Annotated in this window: 17 protein-coding genes; 3 read left to right on the plus strand and 14 right to left on the minus strand. The window is 62.4% G+C overall.

What is annotated here, in order from left to right; genetic code table 11:
- Nucleotides 1-3: 3 nt before the first annotated feature.
- The 10 genes from fabZ to FJ949_RS21005 all read right to left on the minus strand — a co-directional run bounded on the left by fabZ (nt 4) and on the right by FJ949_RS21005 (nt 10,216).
- Nucleotides 4-468 (minus strand): 3-hydroxyacyl-ACP dehydratase FabZ, encoded by a 465-nt coding sequence (fabZ, locus tag FJ949_RS20960; RefSeq protein ID WP_140498686.1) that lies wholly within the window; start codon nt 466-468, stop codon nt 4-6.
- On the minus strand, nt 461-1,519 hold the full coding sequence (lpxD, locus tag FJ949_RS20965; RefSeq protein ID WP_140498688.1) for a UDP-3-O-(3-hydroxymyristoyl)glucosamine N-acyltransferase: 1,059 nt from the start codon (nt 1,517-1,519) through the stop codon (nt 461-463). The genes fabZ and lpxD overlap by 8 nt, the downstream gene beginning before the upstream one ends.
- A gap of 76 nt (nt 1,520-1,595) precedes the next feature.
- Nucleotides 1,596-3,974: an outer membrane protein assembly factor BamA gene (gene bamA / locus FJ949_RS20970; RefSeq protein ID WP_140498690.1), complete on the minus strand. Its 2,379-nt coding sequence runs from the start codon at nt 3,972-3,974 to the stop codon at nt 1,596-1,598.
- 217 nt (nt 3,975-4,191) lie between these two features.
- Nucleotides 4,192-5,334, minus strand: coding sequence for an RIP metalloprotease RseP (gene rseP / locus FJ949_RS20975; RefSeq protein ID WP_140498692.1), 1,143 nt, complete (start codon nt 5,332-5,334; stop codon nt 4,192-4,194).
- Nucleotides 5,335-5,434: 100 nt separating this feature from the next.
- Nucleotides 5,435-6,250 (minus strand): phosphatidate cytidylyltransferase, encoded by an 816-nt coding sequence (locus FJ949_RS20980; protein WP_140498694.1) that lies wholly within the window; start codon nt 6,248-6,250, stop codon nt 5,435-5,437.
- Nucleotides 6,247-6,981, minus strand: coding sequence for an isoprenyl transferase (locus FJ949_RS20985; protein ID WP_140498696.1), 735 nt, complete (start codon nt 6,979-6,981; stop codon nt 6,247-6,249). The genes FJ949_RS20980 and FJ949_RS20985 overlap by 4 nt, the downstream gene beginning before the upstream one ends.
- A gap of 33 nt (nt 6,982-7,014) precedes the next feature.
- Nucleotides 7,015-7,569 (minus strand): ribosome recycling factor, encoded by a 555-nt coding sequence (gene frr / locus FJ949_RS20990; protein WP_140498698.1) that lies wholly within the window; start codon nt 7,567-7,569, stop codon nt 7,015-7,017.
- A gap of 110 nt (nt 7,570-7,679) precedes the next feature.
- Entirely contained in the window at nt 7,680-8,402 is a 723-nt protein-coding gene (gene pyrH / locus FJ949_RS20995; RefSeq protein WP_140498986.1) for a UMP kinase, read from the minus strand.
- 147 nt (nt 8,403-8,549) lie between these two features.
- Nucleotides 8,550-9,659: an aldo/keto reductase gene (locus FJ949_RS21000; protein ID WP_140498700.1), complete on the minus strand. Its 1,110-nt coding sequence runs from the start codon at nt 9,657-9,659 to the stop codon at nt 8,550-8,552.
- Nucleotides 9,660-9,688: 29 nt separating this feature from the next.
- Entirely contained in the window at nt 9,689-10,216 is a 528-nt protein-coding gene (locus tag FJ949_RS21005) for a nuclear transport factor 2 family protein (RefSeq protein ID WP_140498702.1), read from the minus strand.
- Nucleotides 10,217-10,327: 111 nt separating this feature from the next.
- On the opposite strand from FJ949_RS21005, the gene FJ949_RS21010 reads away from it, so the two are divergent.
- Nucleotides 10,328-11,254, plus strand: coding sequence for a LysR family transcriptional regulator (locus tag FJ949_RS21010; protein ID WP_140498704.1), 927 nt, complete (start codon nt 10,328-10,330; stop codon nt 11,252-11,254).
- 27 nt (nt 11,255-11,281) lie between these two features.
- Here FJ949_RS21010 and tsf read toward each other — a convergent pair whose 3' ends face one another.
- The 4 genes from tsf to FJ949_RS21030 all read right to left on the minus strand — a co-directional run bounded on the left by tsf (nt 11,282) and on the right by FJ949_RS21030 (nt 14,566).
- Nucleotides 11,282-12,202, minus strand: coding sequence for a translation elongation factor Ts (gene tsf / locus FJ949_RS21015; RefSeq protein ID WP_140498706.1), 921 nt, complete (start codon nt 12,200-12,202; stop codon nt 11,282-11,284).
- Nucleotides 12,203-12,308: 106 nt separating this feature from the next.
- Complete coding sequence (rpsB, locus tag FJ949_RS21020; protein WP_140498708.1) at nt 12,309-13,091, minus strand: 30S ribosomal protein S2; 783 nt, start codon at nt 13,089-13,091, stop codon at nt 12,309-12,311.
- 202 nt (nt 13,092-13,293) lie between these two features.
- Nucleotides 13,294-13,572 carry a DUF4031 domain-containing protein gene (locus FJ949_RS21025; protein WP_140498710.1) on the minus strand — a complete coding sequence of 93 codons (279 nt, stop codon included), beginning with the start codon at nt 13,570-13,572 and terminating at the stop codon, nt 13,294-13,296.
- Nucleotides 13,573-13,738: 166 nt separating this feature from the next.
- The gene (locus tag FJ949_RS21030; RefSeq protein ID WP_140498712.1) at nt 13,739-14,566 is read right to left on the minus strand and encodes a cell envelope integrity EipB family protein; all 828 of its coding nucleotides are present in this window, start codon (nt 14,564-14,566) and stop codon (nt 13,739-13,741) included.
- Between the two features lie 138 nt (nt 14,567-14,704).
- Between FJ949_RS21030 and FJ949_RS21035 the strand changes: the two genes are divergently transcribed.
- Together FJ949_RS21035 and FJ949_RS21040 are read left to right on the plus strand one after the other, a co-directional pair.
- Nucleotides 14,705-15,169 carry a RidA family protein gene (locus tag FJ949_RS21035; protein ID WP_140498713.1) on the plus strand — a complete coding sequence of 155 codons (465 nt, stop codon included), beginning with the start codon at nt 14,705-14,707 and terminating at the stop codon, nt 15,167-15,169.
- 11 nt (nt 15,170-15,180) lie between these two features.
- Entirely contained in the window at nt 15,181-15,909 is a 729-nt protein-coding gene (locus tag FJ949_RS21040; RefSeq protein ID WP_140498715.1) for a glycerophosphodiester phosphodiesterase, read from the plus strand.
- Nucleotides 15,910-15,945 lie beyond the last annotated feature (36 nt).

The raw sequence follows: 15,945 nt of genomic DNA on the forward strand, positions 1-15,945 counted from the left end.
TTGTCAGTCGCCGGTGACCATCATGGCTGAGATCTCAGCCTCGGCGGCCTTGTTGCCGTCGACCAGGGCTTCACAGGCGAATTTGAGCAGGTTGCCGCGTTTCTTGATTTTCTTGACATGGATCTTCAACTGATCGCCGGGAACGACCGGTTTGCGGAACTTGGCGTTGTCGATGGTCAGGAAATAGACCAGCGACGGCTTTTCAGTGCGAAGACTGCGGATGCAGATGGCCCCGGCAGTCTGTGCCATCGCCTCGACGATGAGCACGCCCGGCATGACCGGCTGCTCGGGGAAGTGACCCTGAAAATGCGGCTCGTTTATGGTCACGTTCTTGATGCCGGTGGCGGATTCGTCGCCATCAATGTCGACGATGCGGTCGATCATCAGGAACGGATAGCGATGCGGCAGGAGCTTCATCAGCCCCAATATGTCGACTGCTTCCAGCGTCGTCCCGGTGATGTCAGCCATTGCTCCCCTCGCCCTGTTTGCGGGTCCTGGCGAGCTTGCGCAGCATGGCTATCTCGCGCATGGCTTCCGCCATCGGCTGTGCCGGATAGCCGCCCCAGATCTCGCCCGCGGGCACATTGCTCATGAATCCGCTTCTCGCGGCAAGCTTCGCGCCCGACCCTATGGTCAGGTGATCCGCAAGCCCGACGCCGCCGCCCATGGTGACATTGTCGCCCACGACGACGGAACCGGAGATACCCGAAAGTCCGGCCACGATGCAGTTGCGGCCGATGCGGACGTTATGGGCGATCTGCACGAGATTGTCGATCTTGGTGCCTTGGCCGATGATCGTGTCGGACATGGCGCCGCGGTCGACGGTGGAATTGGAACCGATCTCGACGTCGTCCTGGATGATGACGCGGCCGATCTGCGGAACACGTTCCGGCCCCTTGGCGCCGGCAACGAAGCCAAAGCCGTCCTGGCCGATCCGGGCGCCGCCATGGATGATGACGCGGTTGCCGATCAAGGCATACTGGACGCTGGCGCCCGGGCCGATATAGCCGTCACGCCCGATCTGGCAGGAACGGCCGACAACGGCGTGAGGCGCGATGACGGTGCCGGCGCCTATGGACACCGCAGGACCGATCACCGCGCCGGCTTCGACGACGGCACCTTCCTCGACATGTGCGCTCGGATCGATATGGGCATGCGGCGAGATACCGGTTTCACCGGTCATCGGACCAGGTGTCGCGGCCGTCGGAAACAGCAGTCGTCCGACCAGCGCGAATGCCTGTTGCGGACGGGGATGTACAAGGACGGCGATGGCGGCAGGCGCCTTGCCGGCGAACTCCGCCGGACACAGCACCGCGGCCGCCCGCAGCGACGGCATCAGCACGGAATTGCGTTTGCCATCGACGAAAACGAGTGCATTCTCGCCGCCTTCGTTGGCAGGCGCCAGCGCGTCGATGAAAACGCCGGACTGGCCGGAATCGACAAGCACCGAGCCGGTCAGATTCGCGACTTCGCCCGCCGTATACCGGCGTGATGGCGCGAAGAACACCGGATCGGTCATTCCAGAAGCTATATCCAGCTAGATCGGAACATTTTCTCCCGGACCTCAACGACCCGGGAGCATCGTCATCCGCCGGTCAGAAGCGGGTCGATATGCCGAAGTTGAATTCCTGCACGTCGTCCCTCGCTTCTTTCTTGACCGGGATCGCATAGTCGATACGGATCGGGCCGAACGGCGAAGCCCACATCAAGCCGACACCGACCGAGGCGCGCCATTGCATGCCAGTGGACGATTGATCGACCAAGCTCTGGTCGTCGATCTTGCTGCCGTAGAGCGTGGCGGCATCCGCAAAGACCGCGCCGCGCAAGCCGAAGCTCTCCGGAACGACCGGCAGCGGAAACTGCGCTTCCGCCGAGGCGTTGAAATAGGTGGTACCGCCGAGATGATCGCCGCTGGTGCCGGAAGCAATCGGGCCGATGCCGCCATAGGCGAAACCGCGGATCATGCGGTCGGTGCTCTGGAAATGATCGAAAATGCGCAGATCGCCGTCGTTTCCGTAGCCTTCGACATGGCCGGCGCCGCCCGAAAGGAGGCCGACAAGATCGAACTGCTCGGACAGCGTCTGATAGACGCTGCCGCGTCCCGTCACCTTTACGAACTTTGCATCGCCACCGAGACCTGCCACTTCCACGGTTGTGGTGGCATAGATACCCTCATGCGGGTTCTTCATGTCGTCGATGGTGTTGTAGACTAGTCCCAGGCTGACCGACGACTTGATCCACGGGCTTTGATCGATGCCATCCAAGATAGCCTCGGAAACATCACAGCCTGAGTCGGGAACACCGTCCCCGTTGTCGTCGCAACTGTTATCCAGCTCATACTTCTCCCGGGAAATATTATACGCCAGCTGGGTCGAGATGCTGTCGGTGATCGGCAGGCCGAAGCGCACCGTCGCGCCCAACGTATCGCTGTCGTAGTCGTCGTATTCCCTGGTCCGCTTGTAGACATCGAAGCCGGCGGCGATACGGCGCCCGAGGAAATAGGGCTCGGTGAACGAAAGGCTGTAATCGCGCGAGTTCTTGCCGCCACCCGCCGACACCTTGATGAACTGGCCGCGGCCGAGGAAATTGCGCTCGGTGATCGATCCTTCGACGGACGGACCGGCGGTGTCCCCACCGGTCGAATAGCCGGCACCGACAGAGAATTCGCCGGTCGACTTTTCGACCACGTCGACCACCAGCACGACCTGGTCCGGCGCCGAACCGGGCACCGTCGAAACCTCGACTTTGTCAAAGTAATTGAGATCTTCCAGCCGCTTCTTCGCGCGCTGGATCAGCACTTGGTTGAACGCATCGCCTTCGCTGACGTCGAACTCGCGGCGGATGACATAGTCGCGTGTGCGGTCGTTGCCGCGGATCTCGATACGCTCGACATAGGCCTTGGTGCCCTGGTCGATGGTGTAGACCACCGAAATCGTATGATTCTCGAAATTGCGGTCGCCACGCGGCGTCACCTGCGCGAAGGCGTAGCCGGAGCCGGCCACCTTCTCGGTCAGGGCAATGATGGTGTCCTCGACGTTCTTGGCGTTGTAGACGTCGCCCTTGTGGGTCTCGACCACCGATTCCAGCGCCTTCGAGTCGACTTCCGGAATCGTGCTTTCGACGCTGATGTCGCCGAACGTATAACGCTCGCCTTCCTGGACGGTTATGGTGACCGTGTACTTGTTGGTCGCGTTGTCAAGTTCGCCGACAGCGGACACGACCTGGAAGTCGGCATAGCCGTGATTGTAGTAGAAGCGCCGCAGCAGCTCCTGGTCGGCGCGCAGCTTGTCGTCGTCATAGACGTCGTCGCGCAGGATGAACGAAACCCAGGACGAGCGCTTGGTCGTGATCACATCTGACAGGCGGCGGCTCGAATAAGCGCTGTTGCCGACGAAATTGATCGCCGCGATCTGCGTGCGATCACCTTCATTGACATGGAAGACCACGTTCACGCGGTTGTCGCCGAGCTGCATGACCTCGGTGGTCACGGCGGCATCGTCACGGCCGATACGTCTGTAGGCGGCCTTGACCGACTCTACATCGGCGTCGAGCGCCGCCTGCGAGAACGTGCCGCGCGGCTTCAACTGCACGGCAGCCGCAAGCGCGTTGTCCTTGAGCTTCTTGTTGCCCTGGAACAGCACCTGGTTGACGACCTGGTACTCGGAGACCTTGACCACCAACGTCGAACCGACCTGATTGATCTGCACATCCGAGAACAACCCGGTTCCGAACAGCGCCTTGACCGCGCTGTCGATGTCGGAGCTGGAGAAGGATTTGCCCGGCTTGATGGTGATGTAATTGCGGATGGTATCGGCGTCGACACGTTGGTTGCCGCTCACCTCCACCCTGCTGACGACAGCGGCTTCGGCCGCCGATGTGGCAACGAACTGCACTGCGAGCGCACCTGGCACGACCAAAGCCGCGGACAGGGCTGCCGCGGAAGCGGCGCTCAAAAACTTGGATGCTGCCTTCATCGGGCTTAATAACCTTTTCTCGTAGTCCCCACGGCGAGAAAACCGGACGTGCGGTAATTTCTCGTACCGTATTAACCGGATTTTCCCTACACGCAAGGCTTCTGGTTAATTTGTATTTACTTAACCCTGGTGCGTGGCTTTCGCGTCACTCATATCCCCGTGCATGGTAAACGGCGTCTCAACATCGACCATCCCGAAGCCAAATTTCTTCATGATTTCAGCATCCAAACAGATCGTTCCAGAATACGAAACCCATGAAGCCCAAAACCAGAAGCAGACCGGCCCGATAGGCCATTTCCATCATCCGTTCCGACACCGGCCGGCGGATGACGGCCTCCACGCCGTAGAACAGGAGATGGCCGCCGTCGAGGGGGGGAATCGGCAAAAGATTGAGGATGCCGATGCCCACGGACAGCAGCGCAACGAGCTGCACGAGCCATTCGAAGCCGAGCTTCGCCGCCTTGCCGGCCATGTCCGCGATCTTCACCGGGCCGCCGAGCTGGCACTTGTCCTCGCGCCCGACGACGAAACGCTGCAGGAACTGGCCGGTGCGCTGGATGACGTGCCCGGTTTCCTCCACCGCCGCGGCCAACGCGCCGGCGGGGCTGTAGGTGATCAGCCTGGGCTGGCCGAGTTCCTGGTTGTTGACGACGCCGATCACGGCCACCTTGACCTTGTTGCCGAGCGCGTCCTGCTGCTCCATCAGCTGCGGCGTGGCGGTCACGGTCACTTCCTTGCCGTCGCGCAGCATGACGAAGGTGATGCTGTCGCCGGCCCGGCCCGAAACCAGGCGTTGGACGTCACCGAAGGTTTCGATCTTGCTGCCGTCGACGCTGACGAATCGGTCGCCGGGCAGGATGCCGGCTTTCGCCGCCGGGCTGCCGGCGGTCACCTCGGCCACCATGGGTTCCGCGACATAGCGGCCATAGGCTGAAAACAGCACCGAAAAGACGACGATCGTCAGCAGGAAATTGAACAGCGGCCCGGCCACCACCGTCGCCGCCCGCTTCCAGATCGGCTGGGTGTGAAAGGCGACCTTGCGTTCCTCGTCGGTCAGCGTTTCGATCTCTTCCGTCGACGGCTGGCTGGAGGTGGCGTTCATGTCGCCGACGAATTTGACATAGCCGCCAAGCGGTATGGCGCAGAGCTTCCAGCGCGTGCCGTGCCTGTCGTTGAAGCCGAAGAGTTCCGGGCCGAAACCGATCGAAAAGGCCCTGACGCCGATGCCGCACCAGCGGCCAACGAGATAGTGGCCCATCTCGTGGACGAACACGACCACGGTCAGCACGAACAGGAAGGGCACGAGCGTGCCGAGAAGGAAGCCTTCCATGCCGAAGATCGCGTGAAGAATCTCGTTCAACTCAAATCCTCAGTTCTTCCGCGACACCGTTGCGCCGCGACTGTGACATCAATCCAGGCGAATCCAAGGCGCGCCCGCATCGATCGTGGAACGATGCCGTTCAAATGGGAAACAGCCCCTGTGCCGGCTGATCGGCGCCCGCCGAAATCCAGCCGATGACGTATAGGGCGAAAGCCGCCGCGACAAGCCCGTCGACACGGTCCATGACGCCGCCATGGCCCGGAATGAGCGCGCCCGAATCCTTGCGGCCGTGGCGGCGCTTGACCCAGGATTCCAGGAGGTCGCCAGCCTGGGAGACGATTGAAAGCGCGAGCGCGACGAGACCGAGCATTGGCAGGTTGCCCGCACCGGCGGCGACGGCCAGGATGAGCCCCGCAACGACCCCGCCCACGGCGCCGCCGAGCGCGCCACTTCGCGTCTTGCCGGGAGAGATGGACGGCGCCAGCCTCGGGCCACCGACGGCCCGGCCGACGAAATAGGCAAAGATGTCGGTCGCCCAGACCACCGCGAACAGGAACAGGATGGCGACGAGGCCGGAATGGTCGCCGTCACGCAGAAGCGCAAGGGAAAGACCCGAGACGGCTGCATAGGCAAGGCCGGAGGCATCCCACTGCCCGGCCCCGCGCAGTTGGGCGGCGATGGCCGTGACGGCGACCAGTGCAGCCACTAGAAGCAGCAGCCACAAGGCAGGCAGGCCGGTGATCAGGGCGCCGAGAAACACCAGCAGCAGCGCTTCCGGCAAAAAACCGAGCCCGGTCGTCCCGGAAGGGCGAGACATGCGCGTCCATTCGTAGAAGATCACCGCCGAAATCGCGGCTGAAAGCAGCCGGAACGGCAGGCCGCCGAACCAGGTCAGGCCAAGCGTCGCGATGGCAAGCACGACCGCCGAAAGAACGCGAAGCTGGAGATTGCTCATCCCGCGGCCGGCCGCGAAGCGACATCTTGCGGATCCAGCCCGCCAAAACGGCGTTCGCGCCCGGCGAACTCGCGCAAGGCCTCGGCTAGATGCTCTCGGCTGAAATCGGGCCAATAGCAGGGCAGGAACACAAGCTCGCTATAGGCAGCCTGCCACAGAAGAAAATTGGAAAGGCGAAGCTCACCGCTGGTGCGTATGACCAGTTCGGGATCGGGAACGCCTTGCGTGTCGAGGCAGCCGGCAAAGGATTCGGCGGTGATCGCCTCGCTGTCGAGCTCGCCGCGCGCGACGGCCGAGGCAAGCTTGCGCGCCGTGCGCACGATCTCGTCGCGTCCGCCGTAGTTGAAGGCGATGATCAGCGTCAGCGCCTCGTTGGCCGACGTCAGCGCTTCGGCTTCTTCGAGCAGGAGCCTGATATCGGGCTGCAGCCCTGCCCTGTCGCCGATGATCCTGACGCGCACGCCGCTGCGGTGCAGTTCGGCGAGATCGCGGCGAATGAACAGCTTCAACAGGCCCATCAGGTCGCTGACTTCGGATTTCGGCCGCGACCAGTTTTCCGAAGAGAAGGCATAGACAGTCAGGTAGGAAATGCCGAGATCGGGCGCGGCGCGCACCGTCTTGCGCAGTGCTTCTACGCCCGCGCGATGGCCGGCGAGCCGCGGCATGCCGCGCGCCTTGGCCCAGCGTCCGTTTCCATCCATGATGATCGCGACATGCGCGGGCGTTGCCATGATCTCGCTTTCGGGCCAGCCGCCGGCCAGACCCTAAACCTGCATGATTTCAGCTTCCTTGTCGGAAAGCAGGTGGTCGATGGTGCTGATCGTTTCGTCGGTAAGCTTCTGGACCTGGTCGGAGCGCTTGCGCTGATCGTCCTCGCTGATGACGCCGTCCTTCTCCGCCTTCTTCAGGAAGTCCATGCCGTCGCGGCGCACATGGCGCGCTGCGACACGGGCGTTCTCGGCGTAGCCATGCGAGATCTTGACGAGTTCCTTACGGCGCTGCTCGTTGAGTTCCGGAAGCGGAATCCTGAGATTGGTGCCGTCCACGATAGGGTTGAAGCCCAGATTGGATTCGCGGATGGCGCGATCGACCGCGCCCACCATCGACTTGTCCCAGACCGACACCGAAATCATGCGCGGCTCAGGCACCGTGACATTGGCCACCTGGTTGATCGGCATGCTGGTGCCATAGGCCTGCACCTGGATAGCGTCGAGCAGGTTGCTGGAAGCGCGACCGGTCCGCAGCGAAGCCAGGTCATGCTTGAACGCGGCGATTGCCCCATCCATGCGCCGCTTGAGATCGTCGTACTCACCACTCATCTTAGTCTCCTCGACCCGTCTGACGCGGGTTCACTGCTTTCGGGGCAAGGCCCCGTGTTCGAGCCTGATTTCGAAACCGGTTTTCGCCTTTTCCGCGATCAGGCCCCGGATCAATCGTCCGCGACGACCGTGCAGCGGCCGCCGCCCCTTAGAATATCGCCGAAACCACCTTTTTCGTGGATCGAATAGACGATTATCGGAATGTTGTTTTCGCGCGCAAGTGCAATCGCTGCCGTATCCATGATGGAAAGGCCGCGATTTATCACTTCGGCATGGCTGATGCGCTCGAAACGCGTCGCGTTCGGGTCCTTCTTCGGGTCGGCAGAATAGACGCCGTCGACCTGTGTGCCCTTGAACAGCGCGTCGGCGCCGATTTCAGCGGCGCGAAGTGCCGCGGCCGAATCAGTGGTGAAGAACGGATTGCCGGTGCCGCCGGCAAAGATCACCACCTTGCCCTGGTTCATGTAGGCGGTTGCCTGGCGCTGCGAAAAGCTCTCGCAAAGCTCAGGCATGGCGATCGCGGAAAGAACCACCGCATCGACGCCGATCTTGTTCAGCGAGGTGCGCAGCGCTAGCGAATTGATGACGGTGGCGAGCATACCCATATGGTCGCCGGTGACGCGGTCGCCACCCTTGGAGGCAACCGCCACACCGCGAAAGATATTGCCGCCGCCGATGACGACGCCAACCTCGATGCCGAGCGCGCGGGCTTCGGCGATGTCGCCGGCGATGCGGTCGACGACCGAGACGTCGATGCCGAAATGCTGTTCGCCCATCAACGCTTCACCAGACGCTTTCAGCAAGACACGTCGGTAGAGGGGCTTCACCGTCATCTGGTCCTCGAAAATCTCGGCGCGGCAAATCAGGAGGCGAAACTGCCCCGCTTCGCCTGGCGGCGCTGGCATGATGGTTCGACCCGATACACGAAGGGCGCGGCGATGTCACGCCGCGCCCTTGCGCAAAATCCCAGGCTTTTTCGATCAGTTGCTGCTGATGCTGACCGCCTCGCCTTCCACCAGAACCTGCGGCGAATAGCCGGAGGGCTTGTCGCCGGTCACGACACCGCCGGCCACCCTGACCTGGATCTCGGGCCCGAAATAGGAATGCGGGAACGGCGCCGGCATGCTGCTCACCGAATCCAGCCGCTTGCGGAGTTCGGGGGCAATCGAAAAATCCAGCGCCGCGAGGTTGTCCTGCAGTTGCGCGAGCTTGGTCGCGCCCAGGATGACGGTTGCGACGCCGGGCTGCGTCGCCACCCAGTTGAGTGCCACCTGGGCCATGCTGCGGCCGAGTTCGGCGGCCACCTTTTCGAGCTCGGCCACGATCGCCCAATTGCGGTCGCTGAATTTCCGGAAGCTCGGATGCGTGGTGTTGCGGAAACCGTCGAGCCGGCCGGCATTGCCGGCTTGCGTCGGGCGATATTTGCCGCTGAGCAAGCCGCTGGCCAGCGGGCTCCAAACCATGACGCCGGCGCCATGATGCGTGGCGAAAGGCACGAACTCATGCTCGATCGAGCGTTCGGCCAGCGAATATTCGAGCTGCAGGGCCGAGATCGGCTCATAGCAGCGCAATTCTGCGATCGCCTGCGCCCGCCCCGCATACCAGGCCGGCACATCGGAAAGGCCGACGTGGCGCACCTTGCCCGCGCGCACCAGGTCGTCCAGCGTGCGCAGCACCTCCTCGGCCGGCGTCAGCCTGTCCCACACATGCATGAGATAGAGGTCGATATAGTCGGTTCCGAGCCGCTTCAGAGAGGCGTCCACGGCGCGCATTATGTTCTTGCGGCCATTGCCGCCGGCGTTCGGATTGCCCGGTTCTGAATTGAAGGTGAATTTAGTGGCGATCACCGCCTTGTCGCGCAATCCGCGCTCGGCGACGAATTCGCCGAGCCAGGTCTCGGCGGTGCCGCCGGTATAGAGATCGGCCGTGTCGAAGAAATTGCCGCCCGCCTCGACATATTCGTCGAAGATTGCGCGGGCTGTATCCCTATCAGTGCCCCAGCCCAATTCGGTGCCGAAGGTCATGGTGCCCAGCGCCAACCGGCTGACGCGCAAGCCGCTATTGCCAAGCGTGTAGTAGTTCATGGTCATGATATTCTCCGATCGAGTTTGATGTTGGGTTATTGGCCGGGTGTCGTCTTGACCCAGGGATTGCCGCGCTCATGGGTCACGCGGAAGGTGAAGCCGTCGACCTTCCAACCCGCGCCGGAGCGGGTCAGGTGGTGCTCATATGTGCCCCAGACTTCCCAAAGCGGGTCGCCATCGCCTTCCATCCGGTTCCAGGCATAGCCGTTCGACAGGACGGTCGCCGTGTCCGCTTCGAGAACGACCTGGTGATTGGTGCGCAGATGCAGGCTGGTCTTGCTGCCCTTGAGGTTGCCGGCCCAGGCGCCGATCAGGTCGTCGGAGGCAATGTTGGCCGCCGGCTGTCCGGACAGGCTGCTGAAATCTGCGGTAACCCGATCCGCGAAATAGCTGCGGGCAAGTTTCCAGTCCTGTGCATCGACGGCGCGGTCGATGGCATCGGCGATGCGGATGACCGCGCGCTCGTCGGCAAGCACCTGCCATCTGGCCGGTTCGGCGCCACCGGCATCGATCAGCGCCAGCGCCAATCCTGCGGCGAAGGGAACGTGTTTCAAAGCGTTCATGTCTCGTCTCCAGGAAATCAGCCCGCCCGCTGTGTCGAGGACAATGTGGGTCAACGGGCCGCCATCGATAAGATTGCATTGTTCGCAAAGACTATGCGATATCATTCATGAATGGACCGGGACCTGCTTACCCACCTGCCCGTCATCGTTGCCGTGGCGCGACGGGGCGGCTTCGCGCTTGCCGCGGCCGAGCTCGGCATGAGCCCGTCGGCGGTCAGCCATGCTGTGCGGCTGGTGGAAGAGCGCATCGGCCAGCCGCTGTTTGCACGCACGACGCGCAGCGTCTCGCTGACCGAAGCCGGCAAGGCACTGGTGGAGACAACGGGCCCTGCCCTCCAGGACATCGCGGAGCGGATGGACCGCATCCGCGGCGTCAAGGGGCGGCCCTCTGGCCTGCTCAGGATCAATGCCTCCAACATCGCGATCCCTTTGGCGGTGACGCCTGTGATCGCAGCCATGGCCGATCGCTATCCGGATGTGACGGTCGAGGTTTTCGCCGATCAAGCCCTGGTCGATATCGTCGGGGAAGGTTTTGACGCCGGCATTAGGCTGGGCGAGATGATCGCGCAGGACATGACCGCCATACGGCTGACGCAGCCCTTCAAGGCCGTGCTCGTCGCCTCGCCGGACTATATCGGAAGGCACGGCCGTCCCTGCGACGTGGCCGACCTCGCGAACCATAATTGCATAGGCTACAGGCTTCTCCGCTCCGGCGCGTTCTATCGCTGGGATCTGAACGACAATGGCAAGGAGGTCGTCGTCGAGACGCGTGGCACGGCCGTCGTGACCGATTCGCTGGCGGCGATCGATCTTGCGCTTGCAGGGGTCGGGCTCGCCTATGTGTTCGAGCCGCTTGTACGCGCCGATCTTGCCGCAGGACGCCTCGTCCAGGTCCTGCCAAAGACGGCAATCGAGGAGCCCGGCCTTTTCCTTTACTTTCCGCGCCGGGCTTCGATGGCGCCGAAGCTGAGGGCCTTCATCGACGCCGCACAAGAAATCGGCCGAGCATCCATGCGGACACCCGGCCGAGTTGCCTGAGCCGTTTAGCCTTACTTGTTCTTCGGGCTATTTCTTGACCGCCGCCGCGACTTCCGCCGCGAAATCGGTCGCTTCCTTCTCGATGCCTTCGCCGAGCGCGAAACGCAGATAGGCCGAGATCTTGGCCGGAGCGCCGATCTCCTTCTCGGCATCCTTCAGCGCCTTCTCGACGGTGATATCGGGATTGAGCACGAAGGCCTGCTTCAGAAGCACGACTTCCTCGTAGAACTTGCGCAGGCGGCCCTCGACCATCTTCTCGATGATCGCCTCCGGCTTGCCGGACTGGCGAGCCTGGTCGGCGAAGATCGCCTTCTCGCGCTCGACTGCCGCGGGATCGAGTTCCTCGGTGGTCAGCGCCATCGGGTTGGTGGCGGCGACATGCATGGCGACCTGGCGGGCGAATGCGTTGGCCGCGTGCTCGTTGCCCGTGGTCTCGATGGCGACAAGGACGCCGAGCTTGCCAAGGCCGTCGGCAACCGCGTTGTGAACATAGGTCGCGACGGCGCCGTGCGGAACGGTGAGCTTGGCCGAACGGCGGAAGCCCATGTTCTCGCCGATGGTGCCGACGGCGTCCTTGATGGTGTCGGTGACCGACTTGTCCGAACCCGGGTACTTCGCGGCAGCCACGGCCTCGCTCGTGCCATAGGCCAGTGCCACCTTGGCGACGTTGGCGACGATCTCCTGGAAGGCGGCGTTGCGGGCGACGAAGTCGGTCTCGGAATTGACCTCGACGACCGCGGCCTCGCGCACGCCGGAATCGACGCCGATCAGGCCCTCGGCCGCGGTGCGGCCTGCCTTCTTGTCGGCCTTGGAGATACCCTTCTTGCGCAGCCAGTCGACGGCTTCTTCCATGTTGCCGTTGGTCTCGTTCAACGCCGCCTTGCAGTCCATCATGCCCGCGCCGGTCAAGTCGCGGAGTTCTTTGACCTGTGCAGCCGAAATGCTCATTGTCGCCTCTTTGTTCAATGCGCCGACGCACCATCGAATCTCGACGGTGCGTCCGTTTAACGCGTCAAAATATTAGAAAGATGAAGGCCGTGACCGGCCCTCGCTATCACGCTTCCGGAGTTTCCGCCGCCGGAGTTTCGCCGAGCACCGGTTCGACCGGAGCTTCCACCGAAGCGCCGATGTCGACACCCAGCGCGCCCTGCTGGCGGGCGATGCCGTCGATGGCAGCCTTCGCGATGAGGTCGCAATAGAGCTGGATGGCGCGCGCGGCGTCGTCATTGCCGGGGATCGGGAAGTCGATCTTGTCCGGATCGCAGTTCGAATCGATGATGGCGACGACCGGAATGCCAAGGCGCTTGGCCTCGAGGATGGCGATCGCTTCCTTGTTGGTGTCGATCACGAACATCAGGTCGGGCGTCGAGCCCATGTCCTTGATGCCGCCGAGAGCCTTGTCGAGCTTCTCGCGCTCGCGGTCGAGGTTGAGACGCTCCTTCTTGGTCAACCCTTGCGCCTCGCCGGCCAGCATCTCGTCGAGCTTGCGCAGGCGCTGGATCGAGTTCGAGATCGTCTTCCAGTTGGTCAGCATGCCGCCCAGCCAACGCGAATTGACATAGTATTGGGCCGAACGCTGCGCGGCATCGGCGACGATGTCGGACGCCTGGCGCTTGGTGCCGACGAACAGCACGCGGCCGCCCTTGGCGACGGTGTCGGAAACCTGCTTCAGCGCCTGGTGCAGCAACGGCACCGTTTGGCTGAGGTCGATGATGTGGATGTTGTTGCGGGCGCCGTAGATGTAGGGCGCCATCTTCGGGTTCCAGCGGTGGGTCTGGTGGCCGAAGTGAATGCCAGCTTCCAAAAGCTGGCGCATGCTGAAATCAGGCAGAGCCATTCTCATTTTCCTTTCCGGTTAGCCTCCACGGACACAGGCATTTTCGGACGAAGTCCTCGATGCCACCGGAGGTTTCAGCCGGATTTCTCCCGGGCAGACACCAAAGTCCGTGTGTGGAATGAGCGCGCATATAGAGGGGAAGTGCTCCAAACGCAAGCGCAACGACGCATTGCGGCGCGCCTGCGGCGATCCGCGCGTGCCCTCAACGCTTTATCTTACCCTTTGGCACCCTCACCCGCCGGAAGATCGCGACGATCTCCTCGCGGCTGCACTCGACGGCGCCGAGCCGCACCGCGCGGTCGCGCTCGAAACCGGTTATGTCATAATGCGGCGCCGATGTCTTCGGCGGCCCCTGGTAGGATGAGCGCTTGATGCCGAGTTGCGCGGCGAAACGATGCAGTTCATCGGTGTCGTCGGCCATCAGATGGCACCAGCGGTGACCAACCCATTTCCAGATCGCCGCGTCGACATAGACCGCCATGAGGCTCGCCGCATTCCTTCTTCCGCCGACCGGTACCGGCGACGAGCGATGATAGAAGGGATTCGCACAGAAGATGAAGCGGCCGGCGGCCTCGAGAAGATGAGAAGCCGCCGCGACGCTTTCAAGCCGTGGACCGCGACGGCGCTGCGTCGAGGCAAATCGAAGTTTATTTCGTCGGGCAGGCCTTCGTCTGGTCGAAAAGCGACAGATTGACCAGCTTGCCGGTCATGGAGAAATCGCCATAGTCCATGGTTAGATCGCGGGTGATGCCGTTCTCGTGCAGCTTGAAGCTGATCCGGTATTCCGGCGTTTCTTCTCCGTTCTTGGCACTGTCGTCGAAATAGGCGATGTCGACCGGCCAGTATTTGTCGGTGGCAAGCTTGGCCAGCGCCGGTGCTTCCGGATCGGCCTTGTCGGCATCGGTCCTCCTGCCGACGACGACGGTGGTGGACATCACCTTGTTGGCGTCCTCGGAACCGTCGAACAGATTGGTTTGATAGAAGTTTTCACCCTTCTCGGCCTTGTCTATCAATTCGACCAGATGCTGGGTCGGAAACTGGGTGGCGGCAAGTTCCAGGCTGCTCTTCTCGGGCTTGTCGATATCGACCTTCAGCCCTTTCGTTTCCTTCGTGGCGACGCCTTTGACCTCCTTGTCGAGGTTCTGGTCGACGAAGGATTTGGTCACGAACGAGAAGGTCTTGCCTTCGGCGTCTTCGAACGTCGTCGTCTGCTGGTCGGTCAGCTTGGTGTTGTCGCTGGTGGCAATCTGGGTGACAAAGCGGAATTTCACCGTATAGCCTTCGCAGGCCGAGCCGTTGAATTCATAGACCATGCGGCCGGTAATGCCGGTGATCCCGGAGCGGTCGTCCGCCTTCTTGAGCGTAAGGTCGTAAACGGCGCGATGTGCCTGCAGCGCCGGCACGGCGAAAGCGGGACCTATCGAAAAGACCGCCGACAACAGGACGGCATGGAATACAAGGCGCGTTGCGCGCATGAGAGGCTCCGATCGTCGCGGCTGATGGCAGGCCGCATGGAAAGATGGTCCAGCTTAAAAAAAGTCGTGGCGGAAGCGAGGCAAAAATAGCAATTTCGGCCCGGCTGACGCGGCGCCTTCCAGCAATAGGGAAAAGCAATGAGTGAAACAATCGAAAAGCGGCTAAACGACCTCGGGGTCACCATTCCCGCGGCCGCGGCGCCTGCCGCCAACTACGTGCCGCATTGCAGGACCGGAAACCTGCTTTTCACCGCCGGACAATTGCCGCTCAAGGACGGTAAGCTGCAGGCGAGCGGACTGCTTGGCCGCGACGTCGACACAGCAACCGGCAAGGAAGCGGCAAAATACTGCGCGATCAACATTCTGGCACAGGCCAAGGCGGCACTTGGCGATCTTGAGAAGATACGCCGGCTGGTCAAGATCACCGTCTTCGTCGCCTCGGCGCCGGATTTCGTCGAGCAGCATCTGGTCGCAAACGGCGCCTCCGATTTCCTGGTGGCGGCGCTCGGCGAGCGCGGCAAGCATGCCCGTTCCGCCGTCGGCACGGCTTCGCTGCCGCTTAATGCCGCGGTGGAAATCGAAGCGATCTTCGAAGTCGAGTGAGCGAGCCTGACATGACCGACCTTTCCTGGCTGATTGCCCGGCCTGTCGCCCATCGCGGCTTTCACGACATGAACAAGACGCGCTGGGAAAACACCCTCTCCGCCTTTGCCGCCGCGGCCGAACGCGGCTATGCCATCGAATGCGACGTGCACCTGTCGTCGGACGGAGTTCCCGTCATTATCCATGATGGCGACTTGCAGCGGCTGACTGGGCACGACGGTTTCGTCTGGCAGCGCACGGCGGCCGAACTGGCAGCGCTCAAGGTCGGCGGCACGTCTGATCATGTGCCGACGCTGCGCGAGGCGCTCGATCTGATCGACGGGCGGGTGCCGCTGGTGGTCGAACTGAAAGGCATGGCTGGATACGACAATGGCCTGGTGGCGAGCGTCGGTAGGCTGCTCAAGCGCTACAAGGGCAAGGTGGCGATCATGTCGTTCGACCACTGGCTGATCCGCGATTTCGCCAGGGATGCGCCGGGCATCCCGGCTGGATTGACCGCCTATGGCAAGGACGACAGGCTGATCGAAGCGCATTTCGCCATGCTGGCGCATCAGATCGCCTTCACCTCCTACGCAGCGGGCGACCTGCCGAATCCATTCGTCAGCTTTGTCCGTGAACGGCTCAAAATGCCGGTCATCACCTGGACGGTGCATGACCAGCCGGCGGTCGACCTTACATTCAAATATGCGGACCAGATGACGTTCGAAGGGTTCGAGCCCGATCTGGTCAAGGTCGCTTGATATGGGTGCCTAGAACGTGACTTGTAGCGGTCCGGA

The organism is Mesorhizobium sp. B2-4-1, from assembly GCF_006442185.1.
Lineage (GTDB): Bacteria > Pseudomonadota > Alphaproteobacteria > Rhizobiales > Rhizobiaceae > Mesorhizobium.

Excerpts from the sequence above, each read along its gene's own strand:
- bamA (WP_140498690.1), bottom strand. The coding sequence starts at position 3,974 with ATGAAGGCAGCATCCAAGTTTTTGAGCGCCGCTTCCGCGGCAGCCCTG.
- FJ949_RS21005 (WP_140498702.1), bottom strand. The coding sequence starts at position 10,216 with ATGAACGCTTTGAAACACGTTCCCTTCGCCGCAGGATTGGCGCTGGCG.
- FJ949_RS21035 (WP_140498713.1), top strand. The coding sequence starts at position 14,705 with ATGAGTGAAACAATCGAAAAGCGGCTAAACGACCTCGGGGTCACCATT.
- fabZ (WP_140498686.1), bottom strand. The coding sequence starts at position 468 with ATGGCTGACATCACCGGGACGACGCTGGAAGCAGTCGACATATTGGGG.
- rpsB (WP_140498708.1), bottom strand. The coding sequence starts at position 13,091 with ATGGCTCTGCCTGATTTCAGCATGCGCCAGCTTTTGGAAGCTGGCATT.
- FJ949_RS21040 (WP_140498715.1), top strand. The coding sequence starts at position 15,181 with ATGACCGACCTTTCCTGGCTGATTGCCCGGCCTGTCGCCCATCGCGGC.
- FJ949_RS21010 (WP_140498704.1), top strand. The coding sequence starts at position 10,328 with ATGGACCGGGACCTGCTTACCCACCTGCCCGTCATCGTTGCCGTGGCG.
- FJ949_RS21025 (WP_140498710.1), bottom strand. The coding sequence starts at position 13,572 with ATGGCGGTCTATGTCGACGCGGCGATCTGGAAATGGGTTGGTCACCGC.
- tsf (WP_140498706.1), bottom strand. The coding sequence starts at position 12,202 with ATGAGCATTTCGGCTGCACAGGTCAAAGAACTCCGCGACTTGACCGGC.
- lpxD (WP_140498688.1), bottom strand. The coding sequence starts at position 1,519 with ATGACCGATCCGGTGTTCTTCGCGCCATCACGCCGGTATACGGCGGGC.
- FJ949_RS20980 (WP_140498694.1), bottom strand. The coding sequence starts at position 6,250 with ATGAGCAATCTCCAGCTTCGCGTTCTTTCGGCGGTCGTGCTTGCCATC.
- FJ949_RS20985 (WP_140498696.1), bottom strand. The coding sequence starts at position 6,981 with ATGGCAACGCCCGCGCATGTCGCGATCATCATGGATGGAAACGGACGC.
- FJ949_RS21000 (WP_140498700.1), bottom strand. The coding sequence starts at position 9,659 with ATGACCATGAACTACTACACGCTTGGCAATAGCGGCTTGCGCGTCAGC.
- frr (WP_140498698.1), bottom strand. The coding sequence starts at position 7,569 with ATGAGTGGTGAGTACGACGATCTCAAGCGGCGCATGGATGGGGCAATC.
- FJ949_RS21030 (WP_140498712.1), bottom strand. The coding sequence starts at position 14,566 with ATGCGCGCAACGCGCCTTGTATTCCATGCCGTCCTGTTGTCGGCGGTC.
- pyrH (WP_140498986.1), bottom strand. The coding sequence starts at position 8,402 with ATGACGGTGAAGCCCCTCTACCGACGTGTCTTGCTGAAAGCGTCTGGT.